We start from the raw sequence: 16408 nt of genomic DNA, 5'->3' as shown, positions 1-16408 counted from the left end.
GTACGCCTAGTACACCGGCTTCTCCGGCTCGATCTGGTTGACCCAGCCGATCACGCCACCGCCCACGTGCACGGCGTCCGCGAATCCGGCCGACTTGAGGACCGCGAGGACCTCCGCACTGCGGACACCCGTCTTGCAGTGCAGGACGATCTTCTTGTCCTGCGGGAGGGTCTCCAGGGCGGTGCCCATGAGGAACTCGTTCTTCGGGATCAGCTTGGCGCCGGGGATCGAGACGATCTCGTACTCGTTGATCTCGCGGACGTCGATGATCTCGATGTTCTCGCCGTCGTCGATCCACTCCTTGAGCTGCTTGGGAGTGATCGTCGAGCCGGCGGCCGCTTCCTGGGCCTCTTCGGAGACGACGCCGCAGAAGGCCTCGTAGTCGATGAGCTCGGTGACGGTGGGGTTCTCGCCGCAGACCGCGCAGTTCGGGTCCTTGCGGACCTTGACCTGGCGGTACTGCATCTCCAGGGCGTCGTAGATCATCAGGCGGCCGAGGAGCGGCTCACCGATGCCCGCGAGGAGCTTGATGGCCTCGTTGACCTGGATGGAACCGATGGACGCGCACAGCACACCGAGGACGCCGCCCTCGGCGCAGGAGGGGACCATGCCCGGCGGCGGGGGCTCCGGGTAGAGGCAGCGGTAGCAGGGTCCGTGCTCGGACCAGAAGACCGAGGCCTGGCCGTCGAAGCGGTAGATCGAGCCCCACACGTACGGCTTGTTGAGCAGCACGCACGCGTCGTTGACCAGGTAGCGGGTCGCGAAGTTGTCCGTGCCGTCGACGATCAGGTCGTACTGGCTGAAGATGTCCATCACGTTCTCGGCCTCGAGCCGCTCTTCGTGAAGGACCACGTTCACGTACGGGTTGATGCCCAGCACGCTGTCTCGGGCCGACTCGGCCTTGGAGCGGCCGATGTCCGCCTGGCTGTGGATGATCTGGCGCTGCAGGTTCGACTCGTCGACCTCGTCGAACTCCACGATGCCGAGCGTGCCCACGCCGGCGGCGGCCAGGTACATCAGCGCCGGCGAGCCCAGGCCGCCGGCGCCCACACAGAGCACCTTGGCGTTCTTCAGCCGCTTCTGCCCGTCCATGCCCACGTCGGGGATGATCAGGTGGCGGGAGTACCTGCGGACCTCGTCTACGGTGAGCTCAGCAGCTGGCTCGACCAGGGGTGGCAGCGACACGGGGACTCCGTTGGTCGGTCAATCACTACAGTTGTTCTCCCCGTAACACTGCCACGCCCTTCTTCATTCCGAGACACCCGTTCCGACCCGCGAGACGATCTCGTCCCAGTAGCCGGGCATGCTCTCCCAGGGATCGGCCGAACCCCCGCGATCCGTGCGGTCGGTGAAGTAGATCGTCGAGGCGCCCTGCCAGCGGGCGATGCGCAGGGCCTCGTCGAGATGGCCGCGGGGCACGCTGTGCACGAAGTGGCAGAAGCGCTCGGGCGGGTACTCGGCGGTCCACTCGGCCACCTGCGACCAGCGGTAATCGCTCCACGGCCCGGCGAAGGTCACCAACTGGTCGGCGGTCTCGGCATATCCGGGATACGGGTGGGTGCCGTGGCCCAGGACGATATGGCCCTTGTGGCTCTCGCCGAAGAGCGCGCGCAGGGTGGTGGCCGTGCGACGGATCTCGGGCAGCGCTGTCCGCTCCGTGGGACAGCGGTCCAGGAGGAAGCCGTCGACCTGGTACCAGTCGCGATAGCGGTGTGCGTCGGAGACGAGCTCACCGAAGGCTCGTGCGCCGTACGTCACATCCAGGTGGCCCAGGACCCGGACGCCCGCGTTGCGCAGGCGGCCGGCCGCCTCCAGGCAGCGGGGGTCGGGGCGGGTGCCGGGGCCGTCGGCGACGTTCAGGACGACCCAGTGCAAGGGGGTTCCGGGGCGGGTGAGTTCGCCCCACTCGACCGGGGCGACAAGGGGGTGCGCATAGCCAGGGATGCCGAAGCCGGCCCGTAAATCGGTGCTCGCGGTGCCCGTTGCGGTGCTGGTCAGATGCGGCATGCCGCCTCCATCCAGATGTCGGCGAGGGATTCCTCGAGGTTGATCCGGGGACGCCAGCCGAGCCGGTCGCGTGCGGTGCGCACGTCGGCCTGCTGCCAACTGCCGCAGCCGTCCGGGTAGGGGTAGGCGGTCGGGGCCGTGTGCTCGGTCTCGGAGCGGGGGTGGCCGATGGACGGCCTGACCGGGACGGGCGGTCCGTCGAGTTCGTGCAGGGCACCGCCGTAGCCGGCGACGCGTGCGAGGACGGAGGCGGCGTCGCGGAGGCGTACGGCACGACCGGATCCGATGTTGATGACGCCCTGTGCGGCGGAGAGGGAGGCGGCATGGACGGCACGGGCGACGTCGCGTACGTCGATGAAGTCGCGTTGGACGCCGAGGCCACCGAGTTTGAGTTCGCCGTCGCCGGACTGCATGGCGCGGCGCATGGCCTCGGCGAGGCGGCCGAGGGGCGAGCCGGCCGGGGTGCCGGGTCCGGCGGGCGAGAACACGCGCAGGACGACGGCGTCGAGGCCGGACCCGAGGACCAGTTCGGTGGCGGCGAGCTTGCTGACGCCGTACGGGCCGCCGGGGCGGGGCACTGCGTCCTCGGCCGTGGAGGAGCCGGGCTGGCTGGGGCCGTACTCCGCGCCGCAGCCGATCTGCACGAGGCGCGCTCCGCAGCCGCTGCGGCGCAGGGCTTCGCAGACGGTGGCGACGGCGACGGTGTTGTGCCGGGTCAGCTCGCGGGCGCCGCCGCGGGTGGCTCCGGCGCAGTTGACGACGACGCCGGGGTGCACCGCGTCCAGGAAGCGGGTGAGCGCGCCCGGGCTGCCGCTGGCGAGGTCGAAGCGCACGTCCGCGTCGTCGCCCCGGCCGAGGGCGGTGAGCTGCACGGCGGGGTCGGCGAGCAGACGGTCGGCGACGAAGCGGCCCAGGTATCCGTTGGCTCCGATCAGCAGCACCCTCATCGGGCGGCTCCCGGGGCGGATTCTCCGATGCGGAGGGTGATCATCTGGCGTTCTCCTTCAGGGTGTTGCCGTGGGTCGTACGGAAGGCCCGCGGTGTCGGCCCCGCGGGAAGGGCGCTCGGCACGGAGGCCGGGCGCCGGGGGCGGTTCACGGTGTGTCTCCGTGTGCCGCGTGGGCCGAGGCCCGGGTGAGGGTCCTGGTCGCGTGGATCAGGAGGACGAGTGCCGCGCCCCCGCACACGAGGGCGGGGACGGATCCCGGCCCCCAGGCGGCGGCCACGTTCTCGACGGGCCGGGCCAGCAGCGAGCAGCCGGGCAGGCGGCCGGCGAAGACGCTCACCAGCGCCAGCGCCTCGGCCGTGCCCGCGGCCGCGAGGATGACGGCGGGGGCGTGCGTGAAGCCGTGCACGGTGAGGAGCCGGGCGAGCAGCAGAAGCGCGCCGAGGGCACCGGCCGCGGCGTACGCGGGGGGCTCGCCCAGCCATGCCCCGCTGCCGGCGAGCAGGCCGCCCAGGGCGCAGAGGAACAGTCCGAACACGCCCAGGAGCAGGGGCCTCACGGAGGAGGCGAACTCCTCCAGGCCTCGACTGGTGGCGAGTCGGCGCCGGGCGCGTACGGCGAAGAGGTGTGCGCACCAGGCCGCCGGGACGACGGCAAGAGTGAGGGCGAGGAGGGACGCGAGGGCAATCGGCCAGGGGCTGTCGGAGCCTCCGGTGGGCGGTCCGGTGGGGCCGCCCTCGATGCCCGCGGCGAGCAGGCCGTCGCCGAGGAGTGCGTAGGCGAGGAGTCCGCACGTCCATGCGCGTGTGGACGTGGTCGGGTGCCACGCGCGGGCGGCGCGCAGAGGGCCGCGGCGTACGGCGGCGCGCAGGCCCATCGAAATGGCGAACACGCCCACGACGGCCACCGCGAGACGCGGCCGTCCCTCCGTGAGCCGGAGCCCGGTGACGGTCGCCGCGCACAGGGCGCCCGGCAGCAGGGTGAGCAGAGCCCAGTCGGCGCGCACCCCGGGGGTGTCCGGCGCCTCGGACTGAGGGGCCGGGTCGCCGGCGCGGGGCACGCGCGCGTACATCTCTTCGGCGAGCGAGAACACGTCCCGGTGCCGGAAGCGCGTGGCGGTCCGGTCGGTCACACCGTGTGCCTCCAGCCCGGCTGCGATCTCCAGCGGGTCCACCGCGCGCTCGCACAGTTCGCGGTGGCGGTGCATCAGGGCCTTCACGGGGTCGACGGCACCGCGCCGGGCGGAGGGCTTGCGGTCCCCGGCAGCGCCTCCCCTGGCGTAGGCGGACGCCACACGGTCGGAGCCTGCCGACTCGCTCCCGTAGGCGGAATCCCCGCGGACGGCGGACGCGGCCTCGCCCACGTGAGCCGACGGCTTCCGGCCGGAGACCGGAGCCACGGCCGCCCCCACACCGGCACCGGCACGGGAAGCGGCACCGGCAACATCACGGGACTCGGCATCCCACCCGCGCCGGGCATCCGCCGCGCTCGACGCCTCGGGCCGGGCATCCGCCACCCTCGACTCCCCCAACTGCACGTCCACCACGCGGACTTCTCCCGGCTGGACGTCGACGACCCGCGTCTCGCCCACCTCGGCGTCCGGGATCGTCCCCGGCTCCTCGGCGCCCGTCAGCCACTCCTCGGACCTTGCGTCCCACGTCTCGGGGCTCCCCGGCGCCCGGGTGGCGTCCGCGCGCCCCGTCCGTCGTCGTCCGTTCACCGCGCCCCCTCCCCCGCAGGGACGGGCTCACCGGAAGCGCCCTCAGAGGCGGACCCGAGTGGGACACCCCGGACCGGTGGTCCCGCGGCCCATCCCGGCCCGGGTCTGCCCGCGACCAGTCGGGTGCCGGAGTCGGCCCACCGCCCCGGTACATGGATCTCGGCCGGTATGGCGAACGGCAGGGGTTCGCCCGAGGCGTCGACGAGGACCCGCCGGACCGGACAGCGCGCGATGATCTCCAGGTAAATGCCGTGAAATGCCGTGATGTTCTGCTCGACGGTGAACAGTTCGAGCGCCCGCGCGCGTGCCGCCGCGCCGAGGCGCGCACGTCGCTCCGGGTCGCGCAGCAGGGAGACACACGCCTCGGCGAGCGCCCGTGGATTGCGCGGCGGCACCACGAGACCCGTACCGCCGATGACCTCCACGACAGCGCCGACATCGGTGGACACCGTGGCGCGTCCGCAGAACATCGCCTCGACGAGGCTGATCGGGAAGCCCTCGACGACGCTCGACAGGACGACGACGGCGCCCGCCTCGTACGCCTCCGGGAGGGTCGGTACCTCCGGTCCGCCGATCTCCTCGAAGGAGACGGGGTTGTCGCCGACGGTGTGCACGCCGTCCGCCTCGTCCGGGAAGAGCTGCGCGGCGAGTGCCTTGCAGTGCGCCAGGTAGGTCGCGCCCTCCAGCCCCTCGGCCGGTGCGCCGACGATCCGCAGGCGCGTCTTCGGCTCGTCCTTGCGGATCTCCGCGAAGGCGTGCAGCAGCGAGATCAGGTCCTTGGCGGGCTCGATGCGCCCGACCCACACCAGGGTGTCCGCGTCGGCGGCCTCGGCGCTCTCGCCCACGTCCGAGAAGCGGGACGCCTCCATGCCGGGATAGACCGTACGGATCCTGGCGCGGTCGGCGCCGCAGCGTTCCTGCCAGCGGCGGGCGTGTGTGTTGCCGGGCGTGATGATCTCGGCCTGCCGGTACGCCTCGGCGGCGAGCCGACCATGGAACGCGGCGAGCAGGGCCCGCGCCGAGGACGAGGCCGCACGGCCCTCCAGATCCTCCCGCGCGCCCAGATAGTGCGCCCGCAACTGCACGCCGTACTCGGTGACGAGCAGGGGCACGCCCGCGAAGTGCCGCGCCAGCAGCCCGGGCAGGGCCGCCGCGCCGCCGGACGTGGCGTGGCACAGGTCGACCGAGCCGAGCCCGTCGTCCTCGTACCAGTCGAGGGACAGCGGTCTCAGCGTGCGCTCCACCTGGGCGGCGACGGTGAGCAGATCCGGTACGCGTGCGCCGCGTGCGGCACGAAGTGCGCCGGGCGCGCGGCATGCGCGCTCCAGGGCGCGCACAGCGGTCTCGGAGCGCAGGGCGCCGACCAGTCCGCCCTCGTCCCGGGCGAGTTCCGCGAGCCCGTACAGCGCATTGCCGAAACGGTCCGCCACAGCCGCGGAGGCGCCCGCGGAAGCGCCCCCGGCCGCTCCTCCACCCCCAGCTACCCCAGCCACCCCGGCGGATCCGGCTGCCACCGCAGACCCAACAGACCCGACCGCCCCGACAGCCCCGGCCGATCCCTCGAACGCGGCGGATCCCACAGGCGCGTCCCCGGCGCACACGGCCGCCGCCAGCTCCTCGTAACACTCGGCAAACCGCCGCCGCGCCCGTCGCCCGTATCCGACACCGTCGTCCTCGGCGGTCCACAGCGGTGCGGTGCGTACGCGGCTGACCTGGGGCGGGAGCTCGATCCAGCCCTCGTCCTCCTGTTGCTCGCTGCGGCTGAGCGCGTAGATGTCGAACTCGTGCTGCCCGAGCCCGCGCACGAGCCGGTCGCACCAGAGCCTGGCGTCACCGCTCACATACGGATAGCCACCCTCCGTAAGCAGTCCGATGCGCACGAGCGCACCCCCGATCTCCCGTATGGGGAGCCGCCGTTGACCCGGCGGCTCGCAGCGGGACGAACGTATGCGGACATGACGGTGGCGCGATGGACGGTTGTCCATCGCGCCACCAAAAGGGGTGAACGGTCGTAACTTTCCCGTGCGGGTCGCGTTCCGTCGCGCTAAGAGATCAACCGAACACGTTTCGTCATGTCACGGCCCGCCGGTTTCCGGCGAAAGGCCGCCAGCTCCCGGGGAGAGGCGTCAGTTCCCCGAGAAGGGCGTCATTTCCCGGGGAACGCCCAGGGGTTGGGCCGGCAGCGGATTCCGTCGTGGTCGAGGAACTTGGTCTGCTGCTGCATGACGGGGGCGAGCGCGCCGTCCACGCTGCAGCTCACATGGCCGAAGCCGAGCCGGTGGCCGATCTCGTGGTTGATCAGCATCTGGCGGTAGGCGTACATCTTGTCGCCGTACGTCTCGGAACCCTGGGCCCATCGGTATGCGTTGATCATCACGCGTTCGGTGGAGGCCGAGTCGCAGGAGACGTTGTCCTCGGTGGTGTCGAGGCCCGACTTGGCACACCAGAACGCCGTCGTCCCCGGACTTGCCAGGGTGATGACGAAGTCGGACTTCCCGGAGGAGACCCGCTCGAAGGTACGACCGCCGTCGTGGGCCCAACTCCGGTCGTCGTTCAGGGTCTTCTGCACGGCCTCCGCGAAGAGCCCACCGTCGAGGCCGAGGCCCTTCTCGACGTCGACGCGGTAGGTGTACTTCCGCCCGGTCCCCGGCGCCTTGTCGAACCCGGAAACCGCGTCGAACTCCCCGGAGCCCTTGAGATCGGCCGCCAGCGGATACTTCTTCGCCATCTGCTGGGAGTACGACAGCGTGACCGCACCCTGACCCGCGTCCGCACCCGCCGACGCGGACGGGACCGGCCGGCCGTCGGTGCGCGACGTCGAGTCCTTGGCCCCGCGGTCCCCGCCACTCGCCGACTGCGGGCGTACGGAGTCGTCCTCACGTCCGCCGGTGACCTGCCCGGCCACGACGACGGCCAGGACGGTGGTGACGGCGGCTGCCGCGATGCCGGTGAAGGCCCGGCCCTTGCCTCCCCTGGCCTTCTCGGGCCGCGCGTCCGGGGGTTCCTGATCGCCCGGGGGCCCCTTGTGCCCGCCCGGGGCCACCTTGTGCTCGACCTCGTCGTCCCAGACGGTGACGGAGGCGTAGGGGTCCGCGCGAAGTGTCGCCGCGGCGCCGGAACGGGGCGCGAAGGAGCCGTCGCCCTGGTCGAAGGCGTCCACGTAGGCCTGCCTGGGGCCGCCGGCTCCCGACCGGGGCGGCGCGAACCGCTGCCGGGGAACCGTCGGACCGGGCCGGCCCGGCGCCCCGCCCTGACCTTGTCCGGGCCCGGGCCGCGCCGCCCCGGGAGGCCCCTGCGGGGATGCCTGCGGCCCGCCCCTCAACTCGCCCCACGCACCGCCGGTTTCGCGCTGCTCGGGGTGCCCACCACGGACTCGCGGTACGCCGTGAGCGGGAGTGCCGTCGGGGTAACGCGGCGTGCCACGGACCGGAGTCCCGTCGGGCAGCCGGGGAAACCCGTGCGCCGGAGTCCCGTCGGGCAACCGCGGAAAGCCGTGGGCTGGGGTGCCGTCCTGCGGCCTCGGAAAGCCATAGGCAGGCGTGCCGTCCTGAGGGCGCGGAACCCCACGATCGGGCGTGCCGTCCTGCGTCCGCCCGCCCTGTGTCCGCCCGTCCGGCGTCCCCCCGCCCTGCATACGCGGAAATCCGTGTGCCGGAGTCCCGTCGGGAAGGCGCGGAAACCCGTACGCGGGCGTGCCGTCGGGAAGCCTCCCGGTGGGCGCTCCCCCACCGGCCGGTCCTCCTGCCGACGGGCCGCCGGAGAACCGCGGAGGTCCCCCCGTCGGCGCGCCACCCGCGAATCCCGAAGCCCTACCCGGGCCTCGGCCCGGTGCTCCACCCGGAGGCATCCCGCCCCCTGACCGCGGAACTCCCTGCCCCTGCACGCCTTGTACGCCCTCAGGCCCTCGGGGTGCCCAGCCCTCGGGCAGCCGGGGCACGCCCTGGGACGGCGTCCCGCCCCTCGGCGGCTGAGGAGCTTGCTGTTCAGCGGACCCCCGTCGGCGCCCGGTCCGTTTCTTCTTCACCGGCTCCGGTTCCGACCGGGCAGCTGGAACCACGTGTATGTCGGCGGTGTCGCCCTTGGGGGCCGGCCCGCGGCGGCTGTGACGTCCCACGTCCCGCCTCAGCTCCTCGCGCTGGTAGGGCCGGTGTCGGCCAACTCGCCGGTGTCCGCGAGGAGTTCGCGGAAGGCCGTGGCCACGGTCTCCGGGTACTCCATCATCGCCACATGTCCCGCGTCAGGCAACGTCAGCAACCGCGAGTCGCGAAAGGCGCGTGCCGCGCGCTGGGCCATACGGTACGAGACGAGTTGGTCGCGCCCCCCGTAGACGAGGAGCGTCGGCGCGAGCACCCGCTCGGCCTGGCGCCACAGTCCGTGCTGGCCACCCAGCGTGTACGCGTTCACGATGCCGCGTGCCGAACGTGCCATGGCGTCCCAGAAGTAGGGGAGGGCGAGCCGTCGCTCCATCTCCTCGACCGCGTTGCGGAATCCCTCGGGAGTGACCATGCCGGGGTCGCCGTAACAGAGCGCCGTGACCCCTCGTACGCGCTGCTCGGCCGACCAGTCCTTGGTGAACCTGGTGAACAGACCCGCCACTCCGGGCAGGGCGAGCAGCGCCGTCGGTACGGCCGAGCGCTGCACCCGGATCTCCGGGAGCGCCGGTGAGACAAGGGTGAGCGTGCGGACGAGATCGGGCCGTACGGCCGCGACGCGCGTGGTGACGGCGCCGCCCAGCGAGTTCCCGAAGAGGTGCACGGGACCGCGCTCGGCCGCGTCGAGAAAGCGGATGACCGCGCGCGCGTGCCCGGTCACCGAGTAGTCGCCGTCGTCCGGCGGCGGCGAGTCGCCGAAGCCCGGCAGATCGACGGCCTCGCTGTCCACGAGGCCGTCCAGGAGGGGCATCAGCGCCGACCAGTTCTGCGAGGAACCGCCCAGCCCGTGCACGTACAGCGCGGGCGGCAGTCCCTCCCGCACCGGTGGTCTCGACCGGACCGTCAGCGTGATCCCGGGGAGCCCGACCGTGCGCAGCCGCTCCCCCTCGGCCACCCTGACGGTCCCGACCTTCGGAGCGACGGAAGTGGCCAGTACGGACGGCAGTTCGGTCGAAGACATGCGGCAATGTTACGAGACGATCACGCGCTGGATCGTGTGTTCGCAGTCACAGGGTCCGGTGTCGCACGACGGGCCGGACGGCGCCCGCGCGACGACCGAGGAACAGATCGGACGGCGACCGTTCGCCGTCCGAACCACGACCGGACCACGACCGGACCACAGCCGGACCGCGGCCGGACGGCGGCCGGACGGCGGCCGGACGGCGGCGCGATCGCATAGCGTCCCGATCTCGACTCTCATACGCTTCATAGACGAGGGCACTCGTTACTCGCACGAGAGCGCACTCGCACCCACTCGGGAAGAGGACACATGACCGTCGACCCCACCGACCCCGAGACCATCGAGGAATCCGACGACACCGAGATCGGTGTCGAGGCCCCCGAAGCCGACGCGGCCGAACAGCACGCGGACCTGGCCCCCCACCGCGACGAACCACTGACCGACGCGGACAAGGACAGCGCCGACGAGGCGGACCTCGCCGAACAGGCGAGAGTCGTCGAACTCGACGAGGACGACTACCGCTGAGCCGAGGTGAGGCGAACCGGGACGGCGTCGGAGAAGACACGACCGCCCGGTATGCCCATTGATGAAGGGTTATGCAGGGTTATCACCGGCGTCCGGTCCGTGAAATTCTGCGCTCGCACCGCGCACACCACGGTTACCGAAAAGTACGATGGCCGCGCGGCGCTCACCGCAATGTGGACGATTTTGGGAGGCGGCGTGACAGCCATCGAGCAGACAGAGGCGGCGCGCCCGCGGGGCACACGCCTGCCGCGCCGTGCCCGACGCAACCAGCTCCTCGGCGCTGCCCAGGAAGTGTTTGTCGCGCAGGGATATCACGCGGCCGCGATGGACGACATCGCCGAACGCGCGGGCGTCAGCAAGCCGGTGCTCTACCAGCACTTTCCCGGCAAGCTCGACCTCTACCTCGCGCTGCTGGACCAGCACTGCGAGTCACTGCTGCAGGCCGTACGGGCCGCCCTGGCGTCCACCACGGACAACAAGCTGCGGGTGCGCGCGACCATGGACGCGTACTTCGCGTACGTGGAGGACGACGGCGGCGCGTTCCGCCTGGTCTTCGAGTCGGACCTGACGAACGAGCCGGCGGTGCGCGAGCGGGTCGACAAGGTCACGTTCGAGTGCGCGGAGGCGATCTGCGAGGTCATCGCGGAGGACACCGGCCTGTCCAAGGCCGAGTCGATGCTGCTGGCCTCGGGTCTCGGCGGACTCGCCCAGGTGGTGGCCCGCTCCTGGCTGCACAGCGACCGCAGCGTGCCGCGCGACCAGGCGGTCCAGCTGCTGACCTCGCTGGCATGGCGGGGCATCGCCGGTTTCCCGCTGCACGGCAGCGAGCACCACTGACCGCCACTTTGTTCCCACCGGATGTTCGCTCCTGGCGTTCTCGGGCGGAGCATGTACGTCCCCTCACCGGGCTAATGTGTGCTGCGTACGGCGCGGACGAACGCGCACATCAGTGACCGTCGGAGGGACATAGCCGTGGAGGTCAAGATCGGCGTGCAGCACGCGCCCCGCGAGATCGTTCTGGAGAGCGGTCAGACCCCGGAAGAGGTCGAGCGCGCGGTGTCCGAGGCGCTGGCCGGCAAGTCGCAGCTGCTCAGCCTCGTGGACGACCACGGCCGCAAGGTCCTGGTTCCGGCGGACCGCCTCGCCTACGTGGAGCTCGGCGAGCCGACGACCCGCAAGGTGGGCTTCAGCGCGCTGTAAGGCGACGAGAAGGGGCTCGACGGCAGTTGCCGTCGAGCCCCTTTTCCATTCCCTCTTCCATCCCCTTTTCCACACTCTCGCCCCTGGTGTCCGTGCTTCACGGATGGAGCACAACTCGCTCACAGAGGAGGATTGCATTCCGCAGGTCACGGGTATGACGGGCTACGACCGAAGTGCACACAGCCGTGCGGGAGGGACCCACTGATGTTCTTGGAAGCGCTCGGCTCCGCGATTCTCGGTCTGGCACTGGCCTGGGCCGCCGCGTATCGCCTGCCGCACCGCCTGCCCGCTCGCCGCCTCGTCCTCGGGACAGGCATCGCGGGAGGCCTCTTCGGCGCCTTCCTCACCCACACCGCCCTGGGATCCGTCGGCTTCCTGCCCGTGATGCTCGGCGCGGTGGCCGTCTCGGCGGCCTCCGTCTCCCTGCTCCTGCGCCCCGCGGGAAGACTCGGCCGCCACTCGGCGACGGTGTGAGCGACGACTCCAAGGGTTCCGATTCGGCGGGCGACCGCTGAAACGAACCGGCGCCAAAAGGCTAGGCGGCCAGCCCCAGCGCGGCCATCCGCTTGGTGTGCGCCTCGGTGATCCGGGAGAACATCCGCCCCACCTCGGCGAGGTCGAACCCGTCGGCCACCCCACCGACGAGCATCGTCGACAAGGCGTCCCGGTCGGCGACGACCCGCTGGGACTGCGACAACGCCTCGCCCATCAACCGCCGCGCCCACAGGGCGAGTCGACCGCCCACACGCGGATCCGCGTCGATGGCGGCCCGCACCTTCTCGACGGCGAACGACGCGTGCCCGGTGTCGTCGAGGACGGCCAGTACGAGCCCCCGCGTATCGGAGTCGAGCCGGGCGGCGACCTCCCGGTAGAAGTCACTGGCGATCGAGTCGCCGACATACGCCTTGACGAGCCCTTCCAGCCAGTCCGAGGGCGCGGTCTGCTTGTGGAAACCGTCGAGCGCGGCGACGAACGGCTCCATGGCCTGCGTCGGCTCCGCCCCGATCTCCGTGAGCCGGTCCCGCAACTGCTCGAAGTGGTGGAACTCCGCCGACGCCATCTTCGCCAGCTCCGCCTTGTCCGCGAGCGTCGGCGCCAGCTTCGCGTCCTCCGCGAGGCGCTCGAACGCCGCCAGCTCCCCGTACGCCAGCGCTCCGATCAGGTCCACGACCGCGGCGCGGTACTGGGGGTCGACGGAGGCCTTGGCCCAGTCCTGGGCGGCGACTCCGGTGTGAGCGGCAGATGCGTCGGAAGCGTTGTCAGGCGTCGTCATGAAGCGCACAATAGCCCGCCCACCGTACGACGGAAGGCCCTGGTCAATCAGTGTGACGACGACTACGTGACCAAATCGGCCATCGCATATGCGCGATTCCGGGGTATGGTGGTAATGCGCTCGCTGAGTTGATCTACGTAACTCGACGGGCCGCACGAATGAGGATGCCCGGTCGGTGGCCCGATCGGCTCCGACCAGACAGCCCTCCACGTCGGTACGGCACATTGCGTACGACACCCGGAGGGAACCCTCAGCGGTACGAGAGCTCGAGCGTCGGCAGTGGTCCCATGCCACCCGGCCCGCTGGTCAAGAGCGGCCGACGTCCCCGGCACGGTCCCGACACGACCCCCGCGCTCGCCTCGCACCGCGTACACAGAAGAGGCAGCACCCTGACTACTTTCCGAGACCTTGGGATTCTTCCCGAGACGGCCGAAGCCCTTGAGGCCGTCGGCATCACCAGTCCCTTCCCCATCCAGGAGATGACGCTCCCCGTTGCCCTGACCGGCACGGACGTCATCGGCCAGGCCAAGACCGGCACCGGCAAGACGCTGGGCTTCGGCCTTCCGCTCCTCGAGCGCGTGACCGTTCCCGCGGACGTCGAGGCGGGCCGGGCCAAGCCCGAGCAGCTCACCGACGCCCCGCAGGCCCTCGTCGTCGTCCCGACGCGCGAGCTGTGCACGCAGGTCACGAACGACCTGCTGACGGCCGGCAAGGTCCGTAACGTACGCGTTCTGGCCATCTACGGCGGCCGGGCGTACGAGCCGCAGGTCGAGGCCCTCAAGAAGGGCGTCGACGTGATCGTCGGCACCCCGGGCCGGCTGCTGGACCTCGCGGGCCAGCGGAAGCTCGACCTCAAGCACATCAAGTCCCTCGTTCTCGACGAGGCCGACGAGATGCTCGACCTGGGCTTCCTGCCCGACGTCGAGAAGATCATCAACATGCTGCCGGCCCGCCGTCAGACGATGCTGTTCTCGGCGACCATGCCGGGCGCGGTCATCGGCCTCGCGCGCCGCTACATGTCGCAGCCCACGCACATCCGCGCCACGGCGCCGGACGACGAGGGCCAGACGGTCCGCAACACCAAGCAGTTCGTCTACCGCGCGCACAACATGGACAAGCCGGAGATGGTCTCGCGGATACTGCAGGCCGACGGCCGCGGTCTCGTGATGGTCTTCTGCCGCACCAAGCGGACGGCGGCGGACCTCGCCGACCAGCTGCAGCAGCGCGGTTTCGCCTCCGGCGCGGTCCACGGCGACCTCGGCCAGGGCGCCCGCGAGCAGGCGCTGCGCGCCTTCCGCAACGGCAAGGTGGACGTGCTCGTCTGCACCGACGTGGCCGCGCGCGGCATCGACGTCGAGGGCGTCACGCACGTCATCAACTACCAGTCCCCCGAGGACGAGAAGACGTACCTGCACCGCATCGGCCGTACGGGCCGCGCGGGGGCCAAAGGCATCGCGATCACCCTCGTCGACTGGGACGACATCCCGCGCTGGCAGCTCATCAACAAGGCGCTGGACCTCGGTCTGAGCGACCCGCCGGAGACGTACTCCACGTCCCCGCGCCTCTACGAAGAGCTGAACATCCCGGCGGGCACCAAGGGCGTCCTGCCGCGTGGCGAGCGCACCCGCGCCGGTCTCTCGGCCGAGGCGGTCGAGGACCTCGGCGAGACCGGCGGGCGTGGCCCGCGCGGCCGCGGCGGCCGTTCCGGCGCCCCGGCCTCGGCCTCCGCCCCGGTCGCCGAGCGGGACCGCGAGCGTCCGGCTCGTACGCCGCGTCGCCGTCGCCGCACCCGTAACGGCACGCCGCTCGACGGCGCGGAGCAGCAGACCACGCAGCAGACCGCCCCGGAGATCACGGAGTCGGCGCCGGCCGGCGCGGCCACGGAGCCGCGCACGCCGCGTCGCCGTCGTCGTACGCGTTCCGGTGGTGGGTCGGAGGCGGCCGAGACGGCCGTCGCCACGGCCGAGGGCACGGTGGCGGAGGCCGCCGAGCCGATCGCGTCGGCCGAGCCGGTCGTCGCGGAGCCCAGGTCGCGTCGCCGCCGTTCGCGCCGGACCGCGGAGGCCGCTCAGCCCGAGGCCGCCGTCGTCGAGGAGGCCCCCACGGCTCCCGCCGCCGAGGCGGTCGAGGTGTCCGAGCCGGCGTCCGAGACCAGGCCGCGCCGCCGGACCCGCAAGTCCGCCGCGGCCGGCACGGCTGCCGAGACCGCGGTGGACACCGCCGAGGGCACTGTCGTCGAGGCGGCGGAGGTCGCCGAGACGAAGCCGCGCCGCCGTACGCGGAAGACCGCCCAGGCCCCCGAGGTCGTGGTGGAAGCCGCTGTCGAGCCGGTGGAGGCCGTCGAGGCCAAGCCGCGCCGCACGCGCAAGGCGACGACCACGGCAGCCGCGGAGGCCGTCCTGGACACCGCCGAGGCCGCGGAGGCCAAGCCGCGCCGCCGCACTCGTAAGGCCGCAGCGTCCGACGAGGTCGCCGCAGCCGTCGAGGCCGTCGAAGCCGCCATCCCGGCCCAGGTGGCCGAGGAGGCCGAGGCCAAGCCGCGCCGCCGCACCACCCGTAAGGCCGTCACGGCCGCCACGGTCGCGGAGACCGCTCCGGTGGACGAGGCGCCCGTCGCGGAGGCCAAGCCGCGTCGGCGTACGCGCAAGGCCGCCGAGGTCGCGGTGGACACCGCCGAGGGCACGACGGTCGAGGCACCGGCGGCCACGGCGACGAAGCCGCGCCGCACCCGCAAGACCGCGGCAGCCGCAGAGGCCGCCGTGGACACCGCGGAGGCGACCGAGGCTGCCGAGGCGAAGCCCCGCCGCCGCGCCCGCAAGGTCGCGGTCGCCGAGGCCGACATCCCGGCCCAGGCCACCGATGCCGAGGCCCCGGCCAAGCCGCGCCGCACCCGCAAGACTGCGGCCACCGTGGCAGACGCGGACGCCCCCGAGGCCACGCCCCGCCGCCGTGCACGGAAGACGGCAGCAACCGCCGAGCCGACGGAGAGCTGACGCTCACACCTGACGGCCCGGTCCCGCTTCGGCGGGGCCGGGCCGTCGGCGTTTCCGGGCGGGGGCGCGGGTCGCCGTCGGCGTTCCCCGGCCTGCACGATCGCGGGCGCGTTGTTGGCGTGCCCGTGCACGGTCATGGGCGGGCCTCATTGTCGGCGTGCCCGCCACACGATCACGGGCCCGTCGTCGGCCTGCCCGCACACGATCGTGTGCTGCCCACCGTCGGCACCTCCGTGCACAGTCACGGCCCCGTCGTCGGCGCTCCCGCGCGCGGCCGTGGGCGCGTCGTCGGCGCTTCCGTGCACAGTCACCAGGGCCCGTCGTCGACACTCCCCCGCACATCCGCGGGCCACCGTCGGCACTCCCCCACACGGTCACGGCCCCACCCTCGGCGTTCCCGCGCGCGGTCGTGGGCGCGTCTCCGGCACTCCCGTGCACAGTCACGGGCTCATCGTCGGCGCACCCCCACACGATCGCGGGCCCGTCGCCGGCGTGCCCGCACACGATCGCGGGCCCACCGTCGACACCCCCGTGCACAGTCACAGCCCCACCCTCGGCGCTCCCCCTCACGCTCACGGCCCCACCCTCGGCACCCCCGCACACAGCCACAGCCCCATGTGACCGGCCCGACA

General features: G+C 72.2%; 14 protein-coding genes. 6 read left to right on the top strand and 8 right to left on the bottom strand.

The window, feature by feature from the left end; all coding sequences use genetic code 11:
* Positions 1-6: 6 nt before the first annotated feature.
* The 7 genes from moeZ to ACN20J_RS32025 form a co-directional block, all read right to left on the bottom strand.
* Positions 7-1185 carry an adenylyltransferase/sulfurtransferase MoeZ gene (moeZ, locus tag ACN20J_RS32055; protein WP_307521613.1) on the bottom strand — a complete coding sequence of 393 codons (1179 nt, stop codon included), beginning with the start codon at positions 1183-1185 and terminating at the stop codon, positions 7-9.
* 63 nt (positions 1186-1248) lie between these two features.
* Positions 1249-2007, bottom strand: coding sequence for a spherulation-specific family 4 protein (locus tag ACN20J_RS32050; RefSeq protein ID WP_189837503.1), 759 nt, complete (start codon positions 2005-2007; stop codon positions 1249-1251).
* Complete coding sequence (locus ACN20J_RS32045) at positions 1995-2954, bottom strand: NAD-dependent epimerase/dehydratase family protein (RefSeq protein WP_189837502.1); 960 nt, start codon at positions 2952-2954, stop codon at positions 1995-1997. The genes ACN20J_RS32050 and ACN20J_RS32045 overlap by 13 nt, the downstream gene beginning before the upstream one ends.
* Positions 2955-3101: 147 nt before the next feature.
* Positions 3102-4673: a hypothetical protein gene (locus ACN20J_RS32040; protein ID WP_419667366.1), complete on the bottom strand. Its 1572-nt coding sequence runs from the start codon at positions 4671-4673 to the stop codon at positions 3102-3104.
* Positions 4670-6553 carry a DUF3492 domain-containing protein gene (locus ACN20J_RS32035; protein WP_419667365.1) on the bottom strand — a complete coding sequence of 628 codons (1884 nt, stop codon included), beginning with the start codon at positions 6551-6553 and terminating at the stop codon, positions 4670-4672. Before ACN20J_RS32035 ends, ACN20J_RS32040 begins: the two co-directional genes overlap by 4 nt.
* A gap of 266 nt (positions 6554-6819) precedes the next feature.
* Positions 6820-8307: a DUF3152 domain-containing protein gene (locus tag ACN20J_RS32030; protein ID WP_419667364.1), complete on the bottom strand. Its 1488-nt coding sequence runs from the start codon at positions 8305-8307 to the stop codon at positions 6820-6822.
* A 488-nt stretch (positions 8308-8795) separates the two neighbouring features.
* A complete protein-coding gene (locus tag ACN20J_RS32025; protein ID WP_190229716.1) occupies positions 8796-9785 on the bottom strand; it encodes an alpha/beta fold hydrolase in 990 nt (329 codons plus the stop codon).
* 309 nt (positions 9786-10094) lie between these two features.
* On the opposite strand from ACN20J_RS32025, the gene ACN20J_RS32020 reads away from it, so the two are divergent.
* The 4 genes from ACN20J_RS32020 to ACN20J_RS32005 all read left to right on the top strand — a co-directional run bounded on the left by ACN20J_RS32020 (position 10095) and on the right by ACN20J_RS32005 (position 11984).
* On the top strand, positions 10095-10310 hold the full coding sequence (locus ACN20J_RS32020; protein WP_055610543.1) for a hypothetical protein: 216 nt from the start codon (positions 10095-10097) through the stop codon (positions 10308-10310).
* A 195-nt stretch (positions 10311-10505) separates the two neighbouring features.
* On the top strand, positions 10506-11147 hold the full coding sequence (locus ACN20J_RS32015; protein ID WP_143636525.1) for a TetR/AcrR family transcriptional regulator: 642 nt from the start codon (positions 10506-10508) through the stop codon (positions 11145-11147).
* A 135-nt stretch (positions 11148-11282) separates the two neighbouring features.
* The gene (locus tag ACN20J_RS32010; RefSeq protein ID WP_055610545.1) at positions 11283-11510 is read left to right on the top strand and encodes a DUF3107 domain-containing protein; all 228 of its coding nucleotides are present in this window, start codon (positions 11283-11285) and stop codon (positions 11508-11510) included.
* 204 nt (positions 11511-11714) lie between these two features.
* Positions 11715-11984, top strand: coding sequence for a hypothetical protein (locus ACN20J_RS32005; protein WP_189837497.1), 270 nt, complete (start codon positions 11715-11717; stop codon positions 11982-11984).
* A 61-nt stretch (positions 11985-12045) separates the two neighbouring features.
* Here the strand turns inward: ACN20J_RS32005 and ACN20J_RS32000 are convergent, their stop codons facing one another.
* Positions 12046-12783: a ferritin-like fold-containing protein gene (locus tag ACN20J_RS32000; protein WP_079052748.1), complete on the bottom strand. Its 738-nt coding sequence runs from the start codon at positions 12781-12783 to the stop codon at positions 12046-12048.
* 479 nt (positions 12784-13262) lie between these two features.
* On the opposite strand from ACN20J_RS32000, the gene ACN20J_RS31995 reads away from it, so the two are divergent.
* A complete protein-coding gene (locus ACN20J_RS31995; RefSeq protein WP_190229715.1) occupies positions 13263-15776 on the top strand; it encodes a DEAD/DEAH box helicase in 2514 nt (837 codons plus the stop codon).
* Positions 15777-15911: 135 nt separating this feature from the next.
* Positions 15912-16397, top strand: a complete 486-nt coding sequence (locus ACN20J_RS31990; RefSeq protein ID WP_419667363.1) for a hypothetical protein — start codon at positions 15912-15914, stop codon at positions 16395-16397.
* The last annotated feature ends 11 nt before the right edge of the window (positions 16398-16408 follow it).

Origin of the sequence: Streptomyces sp. 2-1 (genome assembly GCF_048564895.1) — a bacterium.
Lineage (GTDB): Bacteria > Actinomycetota > Actinomycetes > Streptomycetales > Streptomycetaceae > Streptomyces > Streptomyces phaeochromogenes.
This window is presented reverse-complemented; position numbering and strand designations above follow the sequence as displayed.